Here is a 17,651-nt window from a genome sequence, read left to right as displayed (position 1 = left end):
ACCACATTACAAGGAGAAATCATAAATGGCTAAAAAAAGCAAACAATTACGTGCTGCTTTGGAAAAAGTAGACAAAACAAAAGCGTACACTGCTGAAGAAGCAATCGCTTTGGCAAAAGAAACAAACTTTGCAAAATTTGACGCAACTGTTGAAGTAGCATACAACCTCAACATCGACGTAAAACAAGCAGACCAACAAATCCGTGGGGCAATGGTTTTGCCAAACGGTTCTGGTAAAACACAACGTGTCTTGGTCTTTGCGCGTGGTGCTAAAGCTGAAGAAGCTAAAGCAGCTGGTGCTGACTTTGTCGGTGAAGAAGACCTTGTCGCTAAAATCAACGGTGGTTGGTTAGACTTTGACGTGGTTATCGCAACACCAGATATGATGGCTGTTGTTGGTCGTCTTGGACGTGTCCTTGGACCACGTAACCTCATGCCAAACCCTAAAACTGGTACCGTAACAATGGATGTTACTAAAGCCGTTGAAGAGTCTAAAGGTGGTAAAATCACTTACCGTGCAGACCGTGCAGGTAACGTGCAAGCTATCATCGGTAAAGTTTCATTTGATGCAGACAAATTGTTGGAAAACTTTAAAGCTTTCAACGATGTTATCGTAAAAGCAAAACCAGCTTCTGCTAAAGGAACTTACATCGAAAACCTTTCTATCTCTACCACACAAGGTGTTGGTATCAAGGTAGATGCAAACTCATTGTAAGCAAAGAGAAAGTCTCTCAGGGAAACCTGGGGGATTTTTGCTTTCTCAAAAAATCGGTATATTTAATTTTTTAAAATAAATATTGGGGAAGCGTTTTAAATTTGACAAAAGAAAACGATTACAATATAATGGTATGAAAAAAGGAAATAGGTTAACCTAAAATAATTGATGAAAGGAGGCGAGTATCATGCGGTTCCTTAAAAGGTTATTTTCACGCCATGAAGTAAACTTAGGTATCGTTTCTTTTGGGTACAGAGGTAAGAAGTGGCACTGGTAATGTAAACCTACTAGTTTACTAGATGTGTTGTCACTATAGTTGTAGTTGAGAGAAAGGTAGTTGCTTCTCTCAACTTTTTTATTAGTGTGAGATGAAGTGATTTATTATGATTAAGGTAAAGAAGCGGTTTGAGGTAATAACAATATCGCTATGTGTTGTGATACTTGCTGGATTATTTATGAATGTTGGGAGTATGATATTACTCTTATTTCAGATAAATAAGAGTTAAATTAGTGAAAATAGCGTTAAATCAACGTTTAAACACTTAACACTAGCCGAGTGGAAACATTTTGGCAACAAAAAGGTAGTAAGATATAATCTTGCTACCTTTTTATAATCTCCGTTTTCGTATAACAGACTTCGCTAGTGATACGAAAGCCGTGATTAAAACTAAAGCGATATTACCCCCTCTAGTTTATCCGCCACCTCTTTCATTGCAGAAGGGCGAAGATGAGAATATACTCCTAAAGTCGTCTGTATATCCGCATGTCCTAGCCTATTTTTAAGTTCTAGGTCATTCATACCCAAAGATAGCAATAGACTTGCGTGGGAGTGCCTTAAATCATGTATACGAATACTTTTGACTCCTGCTATTTCTCCGTGTTTCTTCATGCTATTAGCAAGCATTGTCTTAGTCACAGGTAAACAGTTATAAGAAAAGACAAAACTTATTTTTCCTAGCTGTTTCTGATGTTCTTTCCATGAGGATAGTGCCTTAATCGTCATGGCATCAAGATAGATTTTTCTATTACTTGAAAAAGTTTTTGTGGGGTTAATTTGCCAATTATTTTTATTTTGATAAAACATAGACTTATTGACTTGTACAGCTTTATTTTCAAAATCAACATCTTCCCACGTTAAGGCTTGTAATTCGCTAATCCTCAATCCTGTCATAAAGAGAAATAGAAAACAGGTATATTTCAAATGTTCTACAAGGTCATTTTTTTCAAATGTTTTGATAAATTTTTCAAATTCTTCTTTTGTCCAAAAATCAACCTTTTTTCTAGTCCTCTTCATATTTCCTACCTGCCTAGCAGGATTTTCACTGACAACACCCAAAGTAAGAGCCATATCAAATAATTCTTTTACTGTTTGATGTAAATCTTTTAAGTAGTTATTAGATAAACCTTCTTCCAAGATATCTGTATGCCATTTTTTTATATGAATAGGTTTAACATCAACCATTTTCATAGGATAAAAATATTTCAATCTTTTCAGCTTAGAAGAAAATGTCATAAATGTCCGAGCTGTCACTTTATTCTGATAGTGAGGTACAAAATATTTTTCCAAGAACAACTCAACCGTTAAAGTTGCACCATGTACAATAGCTTTTTTTGAGTGTTTCGCTATAAAATCATCATACCATTTCTTAGCTTCTGCTTGTGTTTTAAACCCTCTTTTCTTTTTCTGCATTCTCTTACCAGTCACTTCATCAAAACCTAGAGAAGCAACCGTATAATAAGATTTACTAGCCTTGTCATAATATACATGAGGGATTTTAGGCATATTCTTCCACTTCCTTAAAATTTAATTTTGTACCCAAAATCTCCTCAACAGCTTCCACAGGAACTTGACCCAATCCCTTAGAATTATAGTAAGCAAAACCCTTTTGTACCATCAAAGCCTTAGCTTGTTTAATCAAACTATATGCTTGATAATTTCCAAAACCCAATTTTTTTAAATCTTCTTTTGTTACGAACATAGCTTTTTTCTCCTTTTCATGTTATAATTACTTTGGTTTTTTATTTTGATGTGTGATTTTTCACGCATCTTTTTTTGCATCTAGTCCATAAATTTTTATCATTCATGAACATATAAATATTATCTAGTTCCTCGCTTATCAACAAACTTTTCCCAAATCGTATTATACGAAAGTCCATTTCTAATCTTTTATCAAAGAAAATAACAATCTTTTTAGTCATTTTTATTCCCCCCATGTAAAATTGTTATTTTGCTCAATCGAAAATTCTTTGACTTCTGTATAATCTTTATCATTCATTTTTTCAAGTCCAATAGCTAACAAATAATTTATATACGCATTTGCAAATTCTACACCTTGGGAACTCTCATAAGCCTTATAAACCTTAGTAAGCGTTCGTGCAACTTGAGTTTCTAGAAATTCTTTTGACTTTAGCAAAGTAGTCTCTTCTCTGATTGTTTTCAATTTTGTACGCTCCTTTGTTTGGATATATTCATTCCACCATGAAACAGTTTCCCTTCTGGATTTTTTTGTATCTATTGAGTATTTATCTGATAAAACGAAACGATAATGACTTGCTAATACAGAAAAAAACAAATCTTTCAATGGTTTCTTCGAAGCCATATTTTGAGCAAATAAAACAGCCTTATCTCCAAATAATCTCAACTCCGATCGAACCCATGAGTTAATTCCAATATCGCTTGCTTTCTCTCCTTGTTCCATCAGCTTATTGTATACTCCCCACTGTTGCGAGTTACTTCCTTTTTTCCCAATATTTATAGTTTCTCCAACAATTTCGCCATCTTCAAGTCTACCAGTTTCGTGATATTCATATTTTTTTGAATAGCTAATACACAAGCCTTGTTTGCAATATTCGTATATTTTTTGAACAGATAAACTTCCATCATAAATATCATTCGCTACATCTAACCTTGTAAAATGTGCGCAATCATTAAGATACCGACTTATTAAAGCGCTCCAGTTATTAACTGAACCATTCATAAATTGTTCATATTGCCTACACCCTTGCCCCCTCATCTCGGTAAATATTCCCATTCCATAATTCATTGAATTATCATCATTAAGAGAAAAGTAAACCTTAATATCTGCATAGACAAAATGATGGTTATATCGATTTGTACCGTACAACTCAAGAACAAAATCATTAAAATTTAATTTTAGTAATTCTTCAACTACATATTTACAAGACCTAATATAATCAGCATCGTCAACTGGTTTGACTGTGTTAGCAAACCAGTCAATAGTGACTGTATTACTCCTCTTCAAATTCTCTTACCTCTAATTTAATTCCATCAAAGCATTGTCTAGAACCATTCCATTTTGGTTTAATAACATAATCTGTCAGAATGATATAACGAGTTAAACCTTTATCTTTAAACATTTTGACTTTCTCCAAATCACCTGAAATCTCAAATACAAAGTCTTTCAATTCTCCAATCTCAGAAACCATACCTTTTTCTTCAAGGAACTGAGCTAATTCCCCCTCTTTAGAATAAACCGTGTACCGTTCGATTTTATCAGTTTTTGTACTTTCTCCATTAATCTCAGCATATTCATATCTTTCTCTTGCTTTTGAGAAATCAACTCTTAATATTCTTGGAACCTCAAATTGCTCCTTGTCAAATTCAAACTCACCTTTAATAAATTGTGTTGCAGTTATTTTAAATTTTTCCATTTAAATTTTTCCTTTTCTATATGTTTGATAAATTTCACAATCTTTTTTCCTTGCTGAAATTCACTTGTCTTTCGGCAAAAGACATCAAACAGGCCCTGTTCCCTTGTGGCTCTAAGCGCCAAAGCGATTTCGTTCAATAAAATGCACTCCGCACCTACTCTCCCAAGGGTTTAGGGGCTCTTCAATGTCTTTTAGACCTACCTATTAGAGATTGTAGGTCTTTTTTCTACTAAAAGTTTGTGAAATACTATGTTACTGATAGTTACTAGTGCCCGCTAGTGCCCACTAGTGCCCGCAGTCGCTGGCTTACGCTTTCGCTCCTGCTACTAGTTACTAGCTACTAGTAACTATCCCTCTTGTTGCTAGTGCCCGCTAGTGCCCGCTAGTGCCCACTAGTGCCCGCAGTCGCTGGCTTACGCTCGCTCCTGCTACTAGTTACTAGCTACTAGCAACAAGAAACCAAAATTACTAGTCTTTGAGGATTTTTTCTTCAAAGACTTTTTTATACAATCATAGGTTATATACCCCCTTTGAAATTTAATCATCAAAATGATATACTTTGTTAAAGTATCGTTTTGATACTTCTATTTTAGTATCATTTTGATACATTGTCAAGAGGAAAGTGTCGTTTCGATACAAAAAGGAGGACCTATGTCAATTTTCTCAGATAGACTATCCGCGCTTAGAAAAAGACGAGGATTAACACAACAACAAATTGCAGATGAACTTAGTATCAATCGTGTTACATATACGAACTGGGAAAAAGGTAACAGAGAACCTAGTTTTACAAATTTGATAAAGTTAACTGCCATTTTGGGAACAACTTCCGATTATTTACTCGGTAATTCAGATAAAAATATAGATATGCACAACTTTAAAAACGAACTTGATACTCTTACAGAAGAAGAAATTATCGATATAGGAACATCTAACATAAGGGATACTAAAATGAGTTTAGTCATTGCTACCAAAGAAACTGGCTATTCTCTCGACCAACTCGTAGAGTTATTGGCTAAAACTGATAAACAAAAAGAGTGGTTGAATACAATTGTTCAAGATTTAAAAAAAGAATTAAAAGAAATCAGCAGTAAAGTACAGACTGGCAACAATTCGGAAACAACAGAAACAAAATAACCCTATTTTTAGTAACTTAAACCTTATTAGAACCTAATAAAACATAGCGTTTTAGTTAAATCAATAGCTGTATGTTACATCAGATAAATAATCGAATCCTCGTTAATCTAACAATTGCGACTTCTGCAGTTTTCGGCTTTGTCATTATACCCCTTTTAATATTTAAAATATTAGGTTATAAGATCAAAGAGATAAATTTAAATATTTTGGTTGCTGTAATACTTGGGGTAGCAATTGTAGGGTTTTCTTACCTTTTTCTAAATTTCGTAGAAGTTGCACATGCGTTTATAATAGCAACTTGCGAGGAATTGCTGTTTAGATATATTTTATTTTCTGCATTGTTATCTTATTATCCAAGACGACAAGCTATTTTTATTGGTTCGATGCTGTTTGCCGTGATTCTTCACTTAAATGGTGATTTTTTAGCAAATTTACTAATTAAATTTCCGTCAAGTATCATTTTATATTTGTTGGCAGATAGGTATGGAATTCAATATTCAATTGGCCTTCATTGGTTCTACAATGTGCTTATTGGTAGTTTATCTTAAAAGGAGAATTTTTATGATTTATTTGATTACTGCTATATTGATAAACGTAATATTAGTTTTTGTAGCAACTATATTTTTAGATAGTATGTCTATTTTGGGCTTTATTTCTATCATTTATTTTTTTCCTATAATAATGAATATAACGCTGTCTGCTTTGGCCATTGATAAAGGAGGAAAAAAAGGTAACTATTGCTATAGTTTTCCTTCAATGTCTTTGATTATGTACTTGATAATTGGAGTTTTGTTATACCATAGTCAAAGTTGGATTAATTTTATTGAAAATAATGTGATTTCAAGTGGAGAAATGTATATTAGAGTAAATTCGAATTTGCTGGATTTGTCACAGATTATATTTGTTGCCTTGCTATATTTTTTAGTAGAATTCTTATGCTTGAAGTTGATTGAAAGAAGGAACAAGTATGAAAATAATTGAGGTCAAAAACCTTGGAAAAAGATATCGGAAAAACGATTTCTATTCTTTGAAAAACGCTAGCTTTGTCATTGAAGAAGGTGATATCGTAGGACTTGTTGGGAAAAATGGCTCAGGGAAGAGTACATTGCTTAAGCTCTTGGCAAAATCACAACGTCCAACAGAAGGAGAAGTCTTTTTCAGAGGTAAAAATATTTTTAAAGAAGATAATATTCTTAATGACTTTGGTATTATGATTGACCCCGTCTACTTTCCTCAGATTAGTGTGGAGGAAAATTTAAAGTTGTTTTTGAAAATTCATAAAAAGGAAGAGTACCTACCAAATATTGAGAGCACTTTACGCTTGGTAGGTTTGTGGGAAGCGAGAACTAGAAAGCCATCTGATTTTTCTTTCGGGATGAAGCAGCGGACCGCCCTGGCCTTAGCCTTGATTACAAAGCCTAAGTTTGTTCTACTTGATGAACCTTTTGTCGGTCTGGATCCTATTGGTGTGAAAAATCTTTTAACGATTTTGAAAGAGTGGGCACAGACAAATAAAACTTCAATGATCGTCTCTAGTCACCAACTCGCAGAGTTGGAGGACCTTTGTAATAGATACCTTTTCATTGATCAGGGTGTTATTCAAAGTCAGTTTAAGTCTGAACAAAACAGCATTATAATTGAACTGAATAGGGAGGACGAGCGTCAGGATAATAGTGTGTCTAGTATCGATAAATTGGTAGCTGAGTATGGATTGCTTTATTATGAAGATAAAGTTGAAATCACGAATGTAGAAGATAATCGTGCTCTCAATGAAATTTTGGAGCAACTCGCAGCTACTCAATCAATTAAAACAATATTGTCTAAGAAAGAAAGCTTAGAGCGACTCTTTAGCGAGGATTAAATAATGAACTATTTGACTATACCTTTTTTTAAGGCACTACTGAAGAAAACTGAATCCAAAATAGCTCTTGCATTCAGTTTTTTTCCACTGCTTTTGATTGTTGTCGGCTTGTTTAATACGAATTTTATGAGATTAAGTGCGCCGCCAGGCTCAATGAGCTTTTTAGAATTTTTTAGTGCGGTATTATCGACACAATATCAGATTACGCTACCACTCGTGGTCTTTATCTATATATCGAGTACCGTCTTTCGAGATGAAATCACTACAGGAATTATGTATCTCTATAAAGACATTAGTCGTCGTCTAGTCTTAAATGCAAAAATTGGTGCGATTATACTCCTTCAATTCTTGTATATCGGGTTAACGGCGATTATGTCACTGATTACATATTATTTATATCTTATTCATCAGCCTTATACTTCTGGAAATTTTCTGCCAAGGGCTAGTGCTGATATACAGTATACATTGGTTAGCATAACAGGGACGGTATTAGTCTTTCTGCTTTGTTCTATGATTGCTAATCTTGCTTCTATTTCCTTTTCTAACGGCATTACGATGTTGGTTGGGATTGTTTTTGCTCTGTTCTCATTTATAGCACCATCTCTCACACATCTGAGATTCATTTTTCCAAATGGTTATATAAATGTGCTCAATAATTTGTCCTTTGGTTTTGCAATTCTCCTTACAACAATTGTCTTTGCTGTGTATTTTATTAGTATCTACGTGCTTTCGCTTAGATTTTATCGTAAATTGGAGTACTAATGATTGTAGGAGGTTCTTATGGTAAGAAAAAGAATTTCCACAAATCAACTGCAATACAGGCAGTTGATTGTACCATATCAATTATTATTTTTATTGGGTGTTATTTTAAGTATTTGCGGGGCTCTAGGCTCGCTTGTCCTCCCGATGATTTTGGGGAGTCTTACTGACGCTAAAACTATGGCTTATATTTTAGCTCATAAAAAATTGGTAAATATTAGACTACCATTTTTCTTTGGAGATTTTCCTCCATAAATCCTTCTTTCCTCCTAGGCTATCAATGCTTTTTGTGGTAAAATAAATAGGATAACGTGCAAGGAGTGAAATGATGGTTGAAGCCAAATATAAGCGTATTTTGATTAAGTTGTCAGGAGAAGCCCTAGCGGGTGAGAGGGGTGTTGGTATTGATTTGCCAACGGTTCAGGCTGTCGCTCGTGAGATTAAAGAAGTGCATGATTTTGGGGTAGAGATTGCCTTAGTTATCGGAGGTGGAAACCTCTGGCGTGGCGAACCTGCCTCTCAGGCGGGCATGGATCGTGTTCAAGCAGACTACACAGGTATGCTGGGAACGGTCATGAATGCCTTGGTGATGGCCGACAGTCTCAAACAAATCGGTGTAGATACCCGAGTACAAACCGCTATCAACATGCAACAAGTGGCTGAGCCTTATGTACGAGGACGGGCCCTGCGTCATTTGGAAAAAGGACGTATTGTGATTTTTGCTGCAGGTGTTGGTTCTCCCTATTTTTCAACAGATACGACCTCTGCGCTTCGGGCAGCAGAAATTGATGCGGATGCCATTTTGATGGCTAAAAATGGTGTCGACGGGGTCTATAATGACGACCCACGAAAAAATGCAGACGCCTTTAAGTTTGATGAGTTGACCCACATGGAAGTGCTCAAACGTGGCTTGAAAATCATGGATTCTACGGCCAGCTCACTGTCCATGGACAATGATATCGACCTGGTAGTCTTCAACCTCAATCAACCTGGTAATATCAAACGTGTGGTTCTGGGTGAACAAATCGGAACCACTGTGACAAATAAGAACGAAAACGAATAGGAGAAAACAGACACATGACACAAGAAATTATCCAAAAAGCGAAAGACCGTTTCGAGCAGTCTCACCAAGCCTTGGCGCGGGAATTTGGAAGCATCCGTGCTGGTCGCGCTAATGCCAGTCTCTTAGACCGCATCGAAGTGGAATACTACGGAGCGATGACCCCTCTTAACCAACTGGCTTCTATCACAGTTCCAGAGGCACGTGTGCTTTTGGTTTCGCCATTTGATAAGTCAGCCCTCAAGGAAATTGAACGGTCAATCAATGCTTCTGACATTGGTATTACACCAGCCAACGATGGGGAAGTTATTCGATTGGTTATCCCAGCCTTGACGGAAGAAACACGTAAAGAACTGGCTAAAGAAGTGAAAAAAGTTGGTGAAAATGCCAAGGTAGCGATTCGTAACATCCGTCGCGATGCCATGGATGAGGCTAAAAAGCAAGAAAAAGCCAAAGAAATTACCGAAGACCAGCTCAAAGGTCTGGAAAAAGACATCCAAAAAGCGACAGATGAAGCCGTTAAACACATTGATACCATGACGGCCAACAAGGAAAAAGAATTGCTTGAGGTCTAAGCATGACGTGAGCCAGTTGGGAAACCGACTGGCTTCCTTTTGCTAAAGCCTACTCAGCTAGAAAAGAGAACTATGTCACAATTATTGGCAACTCTAGTGACGGGAATCGTCACAGACGAAAATGAAAAATACTACTTTGTCCAAAAGGATGGGCAGACACTGGCTTTGGATAAGGCCGAGGGAGCTTACCGTTTGGGGCAAAGTGTGCGCGGTTTTGTTTACCAAGATAGCCACAAAAAATGGCGCCTAACGACAAAAAAACAAGAAGCACGTTTGGGCCACTACGGTTGGGGAAGTGTGACCGAAGTTCGCAAAGACTTGGGCGTTTTTGTCGACACAGGCCTTCCAGATAAGGATATCGTTGTCTCCTTAGATCATCTTCCTGAGATGAAAGAGCTTTGGCCTAAAAAAGGGGATCAGCTTTACATCGCGCTCTACAAGGATAAGAAAGACCGCTTGTGGGGGCAACTAGCTGACCAAGAGGCTTTTCAACAATTAGCAGGGCCTGCCTATGGTAATATGCAAAACCAAACGCTCAAAGCTATTCCCTATCGCCTCAAATTATCTGGGACCTTTGTTTACCTCCCTGATAACAATATGTTGGGCTTTATTCACCCCAGTGAACGGTACCAAGAACCCCGTCTGGGTCAAGTTCTAGAGGCGCGTGTCATCGGTTACCGTCAGGTTGATCGCACGCTCAACCTGTCTCTCAAACCCCGTTCCTTTGAAATGCTCGACAATGATGCTCAAATGATTGTGACTTATCTAGAGACTGTTGGTGGCTTTATGACCTTAAATGACAAGTCTACCCCAGAAGAGATTAAGGCCACCTTTGGAATTTCCAAGGGGCAATTTAAAAAAGCGCTGGGTGGTCTAATGAAAAAAGGGCGCATTCGTCAGGACGCAAGTGGAACGGAGCTACTGGCTGAGCTTTCAAGCGATAAAGACTAGAGGAGGCCTATGCGCAAATCATTTTATCATTGGCTCATGACGCAACGTCACCATGGGACGGATGCGGGGATGGCAGACTTGGCGGAACATGTTTTTTACGAGGCGGATTTTCCCAAGCAATCTAGTGACTTTGATCAGGTGAGTCGTTTTCTAGAAGAAGAGGCGAGCTTTGCCTTTTCCTTGTCAGAGTTTGACCGGATTTGGGAGGCCTATGAGGCGGCCTTAGCTTAAACAATGCAAAGAATGAAAGGGAGAACTATGTCTCATTACTCGATTGAAATTCCCTTAGCGCACCCGGATGATGTCTTATCCCTGTTTGGGAGCAATGAACGTCACCTGCGTTTTTTGGAAGATGAAGTTGGTGTTACCATTCATGCCCGGAGCGAGCGGATTCAAGTCATCGGAGAGGAAGCTGCGGTTGAATTGGTGCGTCAGATAATTCAAGCCTTGCTGGTCTTAGTCGGCAGAGGGATGGTGATCAATAGCTCTGATATGGTCACGGCCCTCACCATGGCGAGAAATAAGGAAATTGACAAATTTGTTGCTCTTTATGAGGAAGAAATTATTAAAGACCACGCTGGAAAACCTATCCGTGTCAAAACGCTAGGACAAAAGGTCTATGTGGATAGTATCAAGCAACATGATGTCGTGTTTGGTATTGGGCCTGCTGGGACAGGAAAGACCTTTCTAGCAGTGACTTTGGCGGTCACGGCTTTAAAACGTGGTCAGGTTAAGCGTATCATCTTGACCCGTCCAGCTGTCGAAGCTGGCGAAAGTTTAGGGTTTTTGCCAGGGGACCTAAAGGAAAAGGTGGACCCTTACTTGCGTCCGGTTTATGATGCCCTTTATCGCATCTTGGGGAAAGAACAGACGACTCGCCTTATGGAGCGTGATACGATTGAAATAGCACCTTTGGCTTATATGCGGGGGCGGACCCTAGAAGATGCGTTTGTCATCCTAGATGAAGCTCAAAACACGACCATCATGCAGATGAAAATGTTTTTGACCCGTTTAGGCTTTAACTCTAAGATGATTGTCAACGGAGATACCAGTCAGATTGACTTACCTGGCCGAGTGAAATCAGGGTTGATTGACGCCAAAGAGAAATTGCAAGGCATTTCGCAGATTGATTTTGTTCATTTTTCAGCTCAGGACGTGGTACGCCACCCTGTGGTGGCTGACATCATCAAGGCCTACGAGTCAGAACGCGAGGACGCATAGTCTCAGAAAGGACAGTCAGATGGATTCTATTTTTGAAGCAATCAAACAAGACCCTCAAAATGCAGATTTTACTGCACGTGGGATTGACCCGCTTTACACAGCGCCAAAAACGGCAAGAATTGTGATTGTGGGGCAGGCTCCTGGCGCTAAGGCAGAAGCCAAACGCCGTTACTGGGACGACCCGTCGGGTGACCGCCTCAGAGACTGGATGGGGATTGACCGTGAAACCTTTTACCAGTCCGACAAGTTGGCCATCTTGCCTTTGGATTTTTACTTTCCTGGTCATGGGAAATCAGGCGATTTGCCCCCACGAAAAGGCTTTGCAGACAAGTGGCATCCAAAACTTTTAGCCACGATGCCACATGTGGAACTCTTTGTCCTGGTGGGGTCTTACGCTCAGAAATACTATCTCAAAGACAAGGCTCAACGAACCTTAACCGCGACGGTTCAAGACTTTGCGATTTATTTGCCGACTTATTTTCCCTTGGTACATCCTTCGCCACGTAACCAAATCTGGATGTCCAAAAATCCGTGGTTTGAAGCGGACGTTTTACCTGTTTTCAAACAAACCATCGCTGATATCCTAAAAAAATAAAGGAGCATGCCCAAGCAAGGGGCATGTGAGTCCGAGGTCTTTTCCTCGGGCTCTTTTTGAAAATGGGGGAGCGACCTGCTATCAGGGTCTTGAAGTGGTGGAAGCTTATTTTTGTGTTATAATGTAGAAAAGTAAGATGAGAGGTGAGCTATGTACGTCGAATTGATTGATGAGACCAATGAAGTGTCTGATGCGATTAAACAACAGACCTTGGATTTGCTGGACTTTGCTGCCAAAAAGACTGGCAAAGAAGACAAGGAAATGGCCGTGACCTTTGTAACCAATGAGCGCAGTCATGAGCTGAACTTGGCCTACCGGGAGACGGACCGTCCAACGGATGTTATCAGTTTGGAGTATAAGCCTGAACTTCCGATTAGTTTTGATGAGGAAGATTTGGCAGAGGACCCAGACCTGGCAGAAATGTTGGCAGAATACGATAGCTATATCGGCGAACTCTTTATCTCGGTCGACAAGGCGCGTGAACAAGCGGCAGACTACGGCCACTCTTTTGAGCGTGAAATGGGCTTTTTAGCCGTGCATGGTTTTTTACACATTAATGGCTACGATCACTACACGCCTGAAGAAGAAAAAGAAATGTTCAGCTTGCAAGAAGAGATTTTAACTGCTTATGGCCTCACACGACACTAATTCATCGCCACGCAAATGGAAGAACCGGACCATGGTGTCTAGTTTGGAGTTTGCCTTGACGGGCGTTTTCACTGCTTTTAAAGAAGAACGCAATATGCGTAAACACCTGGTCTCTGCTGTTCTGGTATTGATTGCAGGGCTAATTTTTCAGGTGTCTCGTCTGGAGTGGGTAGCACTGGTCTTTTGTATTTGTTTGGTCATGGTGATGGAGATTATCAACTCGGCCATCGAAAATGTCGTTGATTTGGCTAGTGACTACCACTTTTCCATGCTGGCAAAAAATGCTAAGGACATGGCTGCCGGGGCAGTTTTGGTTATGTCAGCGGGTGCTGCTATTGTCGGCTGTCTCATCTTCATTCCGAAAATTTGGCAAATCATTTTTCACTAAAAGGGAGGAAGGCCTCAGGAGAGGTCTAGAAGTTTATGTTTAAATCAGGCTTTGTGGCTATTATTGGTCGGCCCAATGTGGGCAAGTCCACTTTCTTGAACCATGTCATGGGGCAAAAGATTGCTATCATGAGTGATAAGGCGCAGACAACGCGCAATAAAATCATGGGCATTTACACAACGGACAAGGAACAAATCGTTTTTATTGATACGCCAGGGATTCATAAACCCAAAACAGCCTTGGGTGATTTTATGGTGGAATCCGCTTATAGTACCCTGAGAGAAGTGGACACGGTGTTGTTTATGGTGCCTGCTGATGAAGCGCGTGGTAAGGGAGATGATATGATTATCGCCCGCCTCAAAGAAGCCAAGGTGCCCGTTATCCTAGTTATTAACAAAATCGACAAGGTCCATCCTGACCAACTCCTAGAACAGATTGATGATTTTAGAAATCAGATGGACTTTAAAGAAATCATTCCGATTTCTGCCTTGCAAGGCAATAACGTCTCACATCTGGTGGATGTTTTGAGTGAAAACCTTGAAGAGGGTTTTCAATATTTTCCTGCTGATCAAATCACGGACCATCCGGAACGGTTCTTGGTGTCTGAGATGATTCGTGAAAAGGTCTTGCTCTTGACACGGGAGGAAATCCCTCATTCGGTGGCTGTTGTTATCGATGCCATGACACGGGACGAGGACACGGATAAAGTCCACATTCGAGCGACCATCATGGTTGAGCGTGACAGTCAAAAAGGGATTATCATCGGTAAAAAAGGGGCCATGCTTAAAAAGATTGGGACCTTGGCCCGGCAAGATATTGAGTTAATGCTAGGGGATAAAGTCTTTTTGGAGACTTGGGTCAAAGTCAAAAAGAACTGGCGCGATAAAAAGCTGGACTTGGCAGACTTTGGTTACAACAAGAAAGAATACTAAAAGAGGTGGGCCAGTGCCTGCTTCTTCATTTTGGGAGAAAATCCTATAAAGGAGGGGCTATGCCAGAATTACCTGAGGTGGAAACCGTTCGTCGGGGCCTAGAGGGCCAGGTGCTTGGTCGGACAATCAAACAAGTCACTGTGACCTATGCCAAAATGATTCGAATGGACAAGGAGCGCTTTATTCAAGAAGTCACCGGCCAGACTATTTTGGCGGTAAACCGACGCGGGAAATATTTGCTCTTTGATCTGGGGGAAGTCTTATTGATTTCCCATCTGCGGATGGAGGGAAAATATTTCCATTACCCAAGGCAAGCGCCAGAGGATAAGCATGCCCACGTGGATTTTGGCCTAGATGATGGCTCTCACTTAGTCTATCAGGATGTGCGCAAGTTCGGCACCATGGAGTTAGTTGCCAAAAAGGACTTAGAGGCTTTTATAGCCAGTCATCGCTTAGGGCCTGAACCGGTTGCCGAATCTTTTACCCTCGACAGTTTTCAAGCAGGGCTCAAACGCTCCAAAAAGCCCATCAAGAACCATTTGTTAGACCAAAGTTTGGTGGCAGGTTTGGGTAATATTTATGTTGACGAAGTGCTTTGGGCCAGCTCCCTCCATCCGGAACGCCCAAGCCAGTCGCTCAGCCAAGATGAAGTTATCCGTCTACGAGAAAATATTATCCGTATCATGGCCTTGGCTATCGAGAAGGGGGGATCGACCATTCGCACCTATCATAATGCCTTTGGCGAAAATGGGCGGATGCAAGATGAACTCAAGGTCTATGGCCAGACAGGCCAAGCCTGTCCACGCTGTGGGCATCCGATTGAAAAAATAAAAGTAGGAGGAAGGGGAAGCCATTTATGTCCTGTATGTCAAGAAAAAAATCGCACTTGATTGGTTTGACAGGGGGGATTGCCTCAGGGAAGTCCACGGTGAGTCGCTATTTGCAGGAGCAAGGTTACCCGGTGATTGATGCGGATGCCTTGGTCCATGCCTTACAGGCTCCAGGTGGTCGTCTCTTTTTGGTCCTGCAGGAGCACTTTGGAGAGGCTATTTTGACACCTGAGGGAGAGTTGGACCGACATCGTCTGGCAGACAAACTCTTTCAGGATGCGACGGCCATGGCTTGGTCGCAAAAGGTGCAGGGGGCTATTATTCGAGAAGAATTGGCAAAAGCGAGAGACCAGGCGCTTAAGCACCATGCTGTGGTTTTTATGGATATTCCCTTATTGATTGAGCAAGATTATGTGACTTGGTTTGATGCTATCTGGCTGGTCAGTCTCTCGGAAGAAAAACAGCTGACTCGCCTGTTAGCACGTAATCCCCTAACAAAGGAACAGGCTAAGGCCCGCATCGCTAGCCAGATGCCCTTGGCGGAAAAGCGTGCCTATGCAAGCCTTGTGATTGACAATAACGGGAGCAAGAAGGCGACTTTAGCGCAGGTAAAAAAGGCCTTAAAGACTTTAAAATGACACTAGAAAGAAGGAAGCGTTTTGGAGGCTGAATCTTATTGGAAACGTAATTTAAAGATTGCCTGGCTGGGAAATCTGCTGACGGGGGCTAGTTTTTCTTTGGTTATGCCTTTTATGGCTCTTTTTGTCGAAGAACTAGGGGCCCCAAAAGGGATGGTTGAGTGGTATGCAGGTCTGGCAGTTTCGATTTCGGCCTTGGCTGCGGCTCTGGTCTCACCAATCTGGGGAAAACTCGCCGACCGTTTTGGTCGTAAACTCATGATGGCCCGGGCCAGTTTTGTTATGGCCTTTACCATGGGTGGGCTGGCTCTAGTGCATAATGTTTATTGGTTACTCGGCTTACGATTGATTAATGGCTTGTTTTCAGGCTATGTCCCTAATTCGACAGCCTTGATCGCTTCGCAGGTTCCTAAGGAAAAGACGGGCTATGCTTTAGGGACCTTGGCAACTGGTGTGACTGCTGGGACCTTGATTGGCCCTCTTTTGGGAGGGCTTTTAGCGGATATTTTGGGAATTCGGATGGTCTTTATCCTAGTGGGTTGTCTCCTCTTGGCGGTTCACCTCCTGACAGTTTGTTTTGTCAAGGAGAATGTCAGCCCTCAATCTCGCAAAGAGGTCATGCCAACGCGGGAAGTCTTTCGAGAGGTGGCCGACCGTCGGGTACTCTTTGGTCTTTTTATCACGAGTATGATTATCCAAATTTCAGCCCAGTCCATCGCCCCCATCTTGACCTTATATATCCGTCACTTGGGACAGACGCAAAATCTCATGTTTGTCTCAGGCCTCATTGTATCGGCTTTGGGATTTTCAAGTATGCTGTCAAGTTCTGCACTGGGAAAACTCGGAGACCGAATCGGCAATCACCGCTTGCTCTTGATGGCTCTCTTTTATAGTTTTGTCATGTATTTCTTATCAGCCAATGCTCAGACACCATTGACACTAGGCCTTTTGCGCTTTTTCTATGGTTTTGGAGTCGGAGCCTTGATGCCTTCCATCAATGCCCTTCTCAATAAAATCACACCAAAGCAAGGGATTTCACGGATATTTTCCTACAACCAAGCCTTTAGCTATCTGGGGCAAGTGATTGGTCCTTTTATTGGCTCCTTTGTTGCCGTGCAATTAGGCTATCGCTGGGTATTTTTTGTCACTAGTGCCATTGTGTTGACCAACTTTATCTGGTCCTTTGTCACCCTTCGTCAGTATCTATCAGTAAAGGAAATCGTGTGAGAGTTAAAATCAATCTCAAATGTAGCTCATGTGGGCAAAAAAACTACTTAACCAGTAAGAATAAGAAAACCCACCCAGAGAAAATGCAAGTCCCTAAGTTCTGCCCCAAGGAGAGAAAAGTCACCCTCCATATTGAATCTTAGCCAAAATTGTGTTAAGATATTTAGGACTTATACGGAGGAAAAAGGATGTATCGTCTACTACTGATTTTACTTTTGGTCTTATCGGCCATTTTGATTGTGGCTATCTTTATGCAACCGACCAAAAATCCAAGTAGCAATGTTTTTGATAGCAGTGGCTCAGAAGCACTGTTTGAACGGTCCAAAGCACGTGGGTTTGAAGCCTTCATGCAACGTTTTACAGGGATTATGGTCTTCTTTTGGCTAGCAATCGCTCTGGCTTTGGCTATTCTATCAAGTCGGTAAATCAAGCCTTGGCAGTCGCC

Annotated in this window: 25 protein-coding genes; 21 read left to right on the top strand and 4 right to left on the bottom strand. The window is 40.6% G+C overall.

The annotated features are described in order from the left end of the window. Positions 1 to 25: 25 nt before the first annotated feature. Complete coding sequence (gene rplA / locus STRDD12_RS05680; RefSeq protein WP_066915988.1) at positions 26 to 715, top strand: 50S ribosomal protein L1; 690 nt, start codon at positions 26 to 28, stop codon at positions 713 to 715. A 667-nt stretch (positions 716 to 1,382) separates the two neighbouring features. On the opposite strand, the gene STRDD12_RS05675 is transcribed toward rplA, so the two are convergent. The 4 genes from STRDD12_RS05675 to STRDD12_RS05655 all read right to left on the bottom strand — a co-directional run bounded on the left by STRDD12_RS05675 (position 1,383) and on the right by STRDD12_RS05655 (position 4,387). Next, positions 1,383 to 2,498 carry a site-specific integrase gene (locus STRDD12_RS05675; RefSeq protein ID WP_066915986.1) on the bottom strand — a complete coding sequence of 372 codons (1,116 nt, stop codon included), beginning with the start codon at positions 2,496 to 2,498 and terminating at the stop codon, positions 1,383 to 1,385. Further along, positions 2,491 to 2,694: a DUF3173 family protein gene (locus tag STRDD12_RS05670; RefSeq protein ID WP_066915984.1), complete on the bottom strand. Its 204-nt coding sequence runs from the start codon at positions 2,692 to 2,694 to the stop codon at positions 2,491 to 2,493. Before STRDD12_RS05670 ends, STRDD12_RS05675 begins: the two co-directional genes overlap by 8 nt. A 222-nt stretch (positions 2,695 to 2,916) precedes the next feature. Beyond that, positions 2,917 to 3,978, bottom strand: coding sequence for a replication initiation factor domain-containing protein (locus STRDD12_RS05660; RefSeq protein WP_066915980.1), 1,062 nt, complete (start codon positions 3,976 to 3,978; stop codon positions 2,917 to 2,919). Beyond that, positions 3,965 to 4,387: a hypothetical protein gene (locus STRDD12_RS05655; protein WP_066915978.1), complete on the bottom strand. Its 423-nt coding sequence runs from the start codon at positions 4,385 to 4,387 to the stop codon at positions 3,965 to 3,967. Before STRDD12_RS05655 ends, STRDD12_RS05660 begins: the two co-directional genes overlap by 14 nt. A gap of 651 nt (positions 4,388 to 5,038) precedes the next feature. On the opposite strand from STRDD12_RS05655, the gene STRDD12_RS08100 reads away from it, so the two are divergent. The 20 genes from STRDD12_RS08100 (at position 5,039) to secG (ending at position 17,631) form a co-directional block, all read left to right on the top strand. Further along, entirely contained in the window at positions 5,039 to 5,521 is a 483-nt protein-coding gene (locus tag STRDD12_RS08100) for a helix-turn-helix domain-containing protein (RefSeq protein ID WP_082753066.1), read from the top strand. A gap of 71 nt (positions 5,522 to 5,592) precedes the next feature. Further along, positions 5,593 to 6,069: a CPBP family intramembrane glutamic endopeptidase gene (locus STRDD12_RS05645; RefSeq protein WP_066915976.1), complete on the top strand. Its 477-nt coding sequence runs from the start codon at positions 5,593 to 5,595 to the stop codon at positions 6,067 to 6,069. A 13-nt stretch (positions 6,070 to 6,082) separates the two neighbouring features. After that, on the top strand, positions 6,083 to 6,502 hold the full coding sequence (locus STRDD12_RS05640; protein ID WP_066915974.1) for an Msa family membrane protein: 420 nt from the start codon (positions 6,083 to 6,085) through the stop codon (positions 6,500 to 6,502). Beyond that, positions 6,489 to 7,382: an ABC transporter ATP-binding protein gene (locus tag STRDD12_RS05635; protein WP_231853446.1), complete on the top strand. Its 894-nt coding sequence runs from the start codon at positions 6,489 to 6,491 to the stop codon at positions 7,380 to 7,382. Before STRDD12_RS05640 ends, STRDD12_RS05635 begins: the two co-directional genes overlap by 14 nt. Before the next feature lie 3 nt (positions 7,383 to 7,385). Then, the gene (locus tag STRDD12_RS05630; protein ID WP_066915972.1) at positions 7,386 to 8,144 is read left to right on the top strand and encodes a hypothetical protein; all 759 of its coding nucleotides are present in this window, start codon (positions 7,386 to 7,388) and stop codon (positions 8,142 to 8,144) included. An 18-nt stretch (positions 8,145 to 8,162) separates the two neighbouring features. After that, a complete protein-coding gene (locus STRDD12_RS05625; RefSeq protein ID WP_066915970.1) occupies positions 8,163 to 8,396 on the top strand; it encodes a hypothetical protein in 234 nt (77 codons plus the stop codon). A gap of 73 nt (positions 8,397 to 8,469) precedes the next feature. Continuing rightward, positions 8,470 to 9,204 carry a UMP kinase gene (gene pyrH / locus STRDD12_RS05620; protein ID WP_066915968.1) on the top strand — a complete coding sequence of 245 codons (735 nt, stop codon included), beginning with the start codon at positions 8,470 to 8,472 and terminating at the stop codon, positions 9,202 to 9,204. A 14-nt stretch (positions 9,205 to 9,218) separates the two neighbouring features. After that, positions 9,219 to 9,776: a ribosome recycling factor gene (frr, locus tag STRDD12_RS05615; protein ID WP_066915966.1), complete on the top strand. Its 558-nt coding sequence runs from the start codon at positions 9,219 to 9,221 to the stop codon at positions 9,774 to 9,776. 72 nt (positions 9,777 to 9,848) lie between these two features. Continuing rightward, positions 9,849 to 10,727: a CvfB family protein gene (locus STRDD12_RS05610; RefSeq protein WP_066915964.1), complete on the top strand. Its 879-nt coding sequence runs from the start codon at positions 9,849 to 9,851 to the stop codon at positions 10,725 to 10,727. Between the two features lie 9 nt (positions 10,728 to 10,736). Beyond that, positions 10,737 to 10,958, top strand: coding sequence for a YozE family protein (locus STRDD12_RS05605; RefSeq protein ID WP_066915962.1), 222 nt, complete (start codon positions 10,737 to 10,739; stop codon positions 10,956 to 10,958). 27 nt (positions 10,959 to 10,985) lie between these two features. Next, positions 10,986 to 11,948: a PhoH family protein gene (locus STRDD12_RS05600; RefSeq protein WP_066915960.1), complete on the top strand. Its 963-nt coding sequence runs from the start codon at positions 10,986 to 10,988 to the stop codon at positions 11,946 to 11,948. 19 nt (positions 11,949 to 11,967) lie between these two features. Next, complete coding sequence (locus tag STRDD12_RS05595; RefSeq protein WP_066915958.1) at positions 11,968 to 12,543, top strand: uracil-DNA glycosylase family protein; 576 nt, start codon at positions 11,968 to 11,970, stop codon at positions 12,541 to 12,543. 150 nt (positions 12,544 to 12,693) lie between these two features. Then, on the top strand, positions 12,694 to 13,191 hold the full coding sequence (ybeY, locus tag STRDD12_RS05590) for an rRNA maturation RNase YbeY (RefSeq protein WP_066915956.1): 498 nt from the start codon (positions 12,694 to 12,696) through the stop codon (positions 13,189 to 13,191). After that, the gene (locus tag STRDD12_RS05585; RefSeq protein ID WP_066915954.1) at positions 13,172 to 13,579 is read left to right on the top strand and encodes a diacylglycerol kinase family protein; all 408 of its coding nucleotides are present in this window, start codon (positions 13,172 to 13,174) and stop codon (positions 13,577 to 13,579) included. Before ybeY ends, STRDD12_RS05585 begins: the two co-directional genes overlap by 20 nt. Positions 13,580 to 13,614: 35 nt before the next feature. Continuing rightward, a complete protein-coding gene (gene era / locus STRDD12_RS05580; RefSeq protein WP_066915953.1) occupies positions 13,615 to 14,511 on the top strand; it encodes a GTPase Era in 897 nt (298 codons plus the stop codon). 59 nt (positions 14,512 to 14,570) lie between these two features. After that, a complete protein-coding gene (gene mutM / locus STRDD12_RS05575; protein ID WP_066915952.1) occupies positions 14,571 to 15,401 on the top strand; it encodes a DNA-formamidopyrimidine glycosylase in 831 nt (276 codons plus the stop codon). Beyond that, positions 15,377 to 15,979, top strand: coding sequence for a dephospho-CoA kinase (coaE, locus tag STRDD12_RS05570; protein WP_197456664.1), 603 nt, complete (start codon positions 15,377 to 15,379; stop codon positions 15,977 to 15,979). The genes mutM and coaE overlap by 25 nt, the downstream gene beginning before the upstream one ends. A gap of 57 nt (positions 15,980 to 16,036) precedes the next feature. Beyond that, a complete protein-coding gene (locus STRDD12_RS05565) occupies positions 16,037 to 17,206 on the top strand; it encodes a multidrug efflux MFS transporter (RefSeq protein WP_082753078.1) in 1,170 nt (389 codons plus the stop codon). After that, the gene (rpmG, locus tag STRDD12_RS05560; RefSeq protein ID WP_066915948.1) at positions 17,203 to 17,349 is read left to right on the top strand and encodes a 50S ribosomal protein L33; all 147 of its coding nucleotides are present in this window, start codon (positions 17,203 to 17,205) and stop codon (positions 17,347 to 17,349) included. Before STRDD12_RS05565 ends, rpmG begins: the two co-directional genes overlap by 4 nt. 45 nt (positions 17,350 to 17,394) lie before the next feature. After that, the gene (gene secG / locus STRDD12_RS05555; protein WP_066915946.1) at positions 17,395 to 17,631 is read left to right on the top strand and encodes a preprotein translocase subunit SecG; all 237 of its coding nucleotides are present in this window, start codon (positions 17,395 to 17,397) and stop codon (positions 17,629 to 17,631) included. The last annotated feature ends 20 nt before the right edge of the window (positions 17,632 to 17,651 follow it).

Source organism: Streptococcus sp. DD12, assembly GCF_001578885.1.
Classification (GTDB): Bacteria; Bacillota; Bacilli; order Lactobacillales; family Streptococcaceae; genus Streptococcus.
Note: the sequence above shows the minus strand (reverse complement) of the source record. Positions and strands in the feature narration are given on the sequence as shown.

Bases quoted from the DNA above. Each gene is read 5' to 3' on its own strand.
- mutM (WP_066915952.1), top strand. From the start codon at position 14,571: ATGCCAGAATTACCTGAGGTGGAAACCGTTCGTCGGGGCCTAGAGGGC.
- STRDD12_RS05600 (WP_066915960.1), top strand. From the start codon at position 10,986: ATGTCTCATTACTCGATTGAAATTCCCTTAGCGCACCCGGATGATGTC.
- STRDD12_RS05585 (WP_066915954.1), top strand. From the start codon at position 13,172: ATGGCCTCACACGACACTAATTCATCGCCACGCAAATGGAAGAACCGG.
- era (WP_066915953.1), top strand. From the start codon at position 13,615: ATGTTTAAATCAGGCTTTGTGGCTATTATTGGTCGGCCCAATGTGGGC.
- ybeY (WP_066915956.1), top strand. From the start codon at position 12,694: ATGTACGTCGAATTGATTGATGAGACCAATGAAGTGTCTGATGCGATT.
- rplA (WP_066915988.1), top strand. From the start codon at position 26: ATGGCTAAAAAAAGCAAACAATTACGTGCTGCTTTGGAAAAAGTAGAC.
- STRDD12_RS05670 (WP_066915984.1), bottom strand. From the start codon at position 2,694: ATGTTCGTAACAAAAGAAGATTTAAAAAAATTGGGTTTTGGAAATTAT.
- STRDD12_RS05595 (WP_066915958.1), top strand. From the start codon at position 11,968: ATGGATTCTATTTTTGAAGCAATCAAACAAGACCCTCAAAATGCAGAT.
- coaE (WP_197456664.1), top strand. From the start codon at position 15,377: ATGTCAAGAAAAAAATCGCACTTGATTGGTTTGACAGGGGGGATTGCC.
- STRDD12_RS05675 (WP_066915986.1), bottom strand. From the start codon at position 2,498: ATGCCTAAAATCCCTCATGTATATTATGACAAGGCTAGTAAATCTTAT.
- secG (WP_066915946.1), top strand. From the start codon at position 17,395: ATGTATCGTCTACTACTGATTTTACTTTTGGTCTTATCGGCCATTTTG.
- STRDD12_RS08100 (WP_082753066.1), top strand. From the start codon at position 5,039: ATGTCAATTTTCTCAGATAGACTATCCGCGCTTAGAAAAAGACGAGGA.
- STRDD12_RS05605 (WP_066915962.1), top strand. From the start codon at position 10,737: ATGCGCAAATCATTTTATCATTGGCTCATGACGCAACGTCACCATGGG.
- STRDD12_RS05640 (WP_066915974.1), top strand. From the start codon at position 6,083: ATGATTTATTTGATTACTGCTATATTGATAAACGTAATATTAGTTTTT.
- STRDD12_RS05655 (WP_066915978.1), bottom strand. From the start codon at position 4,387: ATGGAAAAATTTAAAATAACTGCAACACAATTTATTAAAGGTGAGTTT.
- STRDD12_RS05610 (WP_066915964.1), top strand. From the start codon at position 9,849: ATGTCACAATTATTGGCAACTCTAGTGACGGGAATCGTCACAGACGAA.
- pyrH (WP_066915968.1), top strand. From the start codon at position 8,470: ATGGTTGAAGCCAAATATAAGCGTATTTTGATTAAGTTGTCAGGAGAA.
- STRDD12_RS05630 (WP_066915972.1), top strand. From the start codon at position 7,386: ATGAACTATTTGACTATACCTTTTTTTAAGGCACTACTGAAGAAAACT.
- frr (WP_066915966.1), top strand. From the start codon at position 9,219: ATGACACAAGAAATTATCCAAAAAGCGAAAGACCGTTTCGAGCAGTCT.
- STRDD12_RS05635 (WP_231853446.1), top strand. From the start codon at position 6,489: ATGAAAATAATTGAGGTCAAAAACCTTGGAAAAAGATATCGGAAAAAC.
- STRDD12_RS05645 (WP_066915976.1), top strand. From the start codon at position 5,593: ATGTTACATCAGATAAATAATCGAATCCTCGTTAATCTAACAATTGCG.
- STRDD12_RS05625 (WP_066915970.1), top strand. From the start codon at position 8,163: ATGGTAAGAAAAAGAATTTCCACAAATCAACTGCAATACAGGCAGTTG.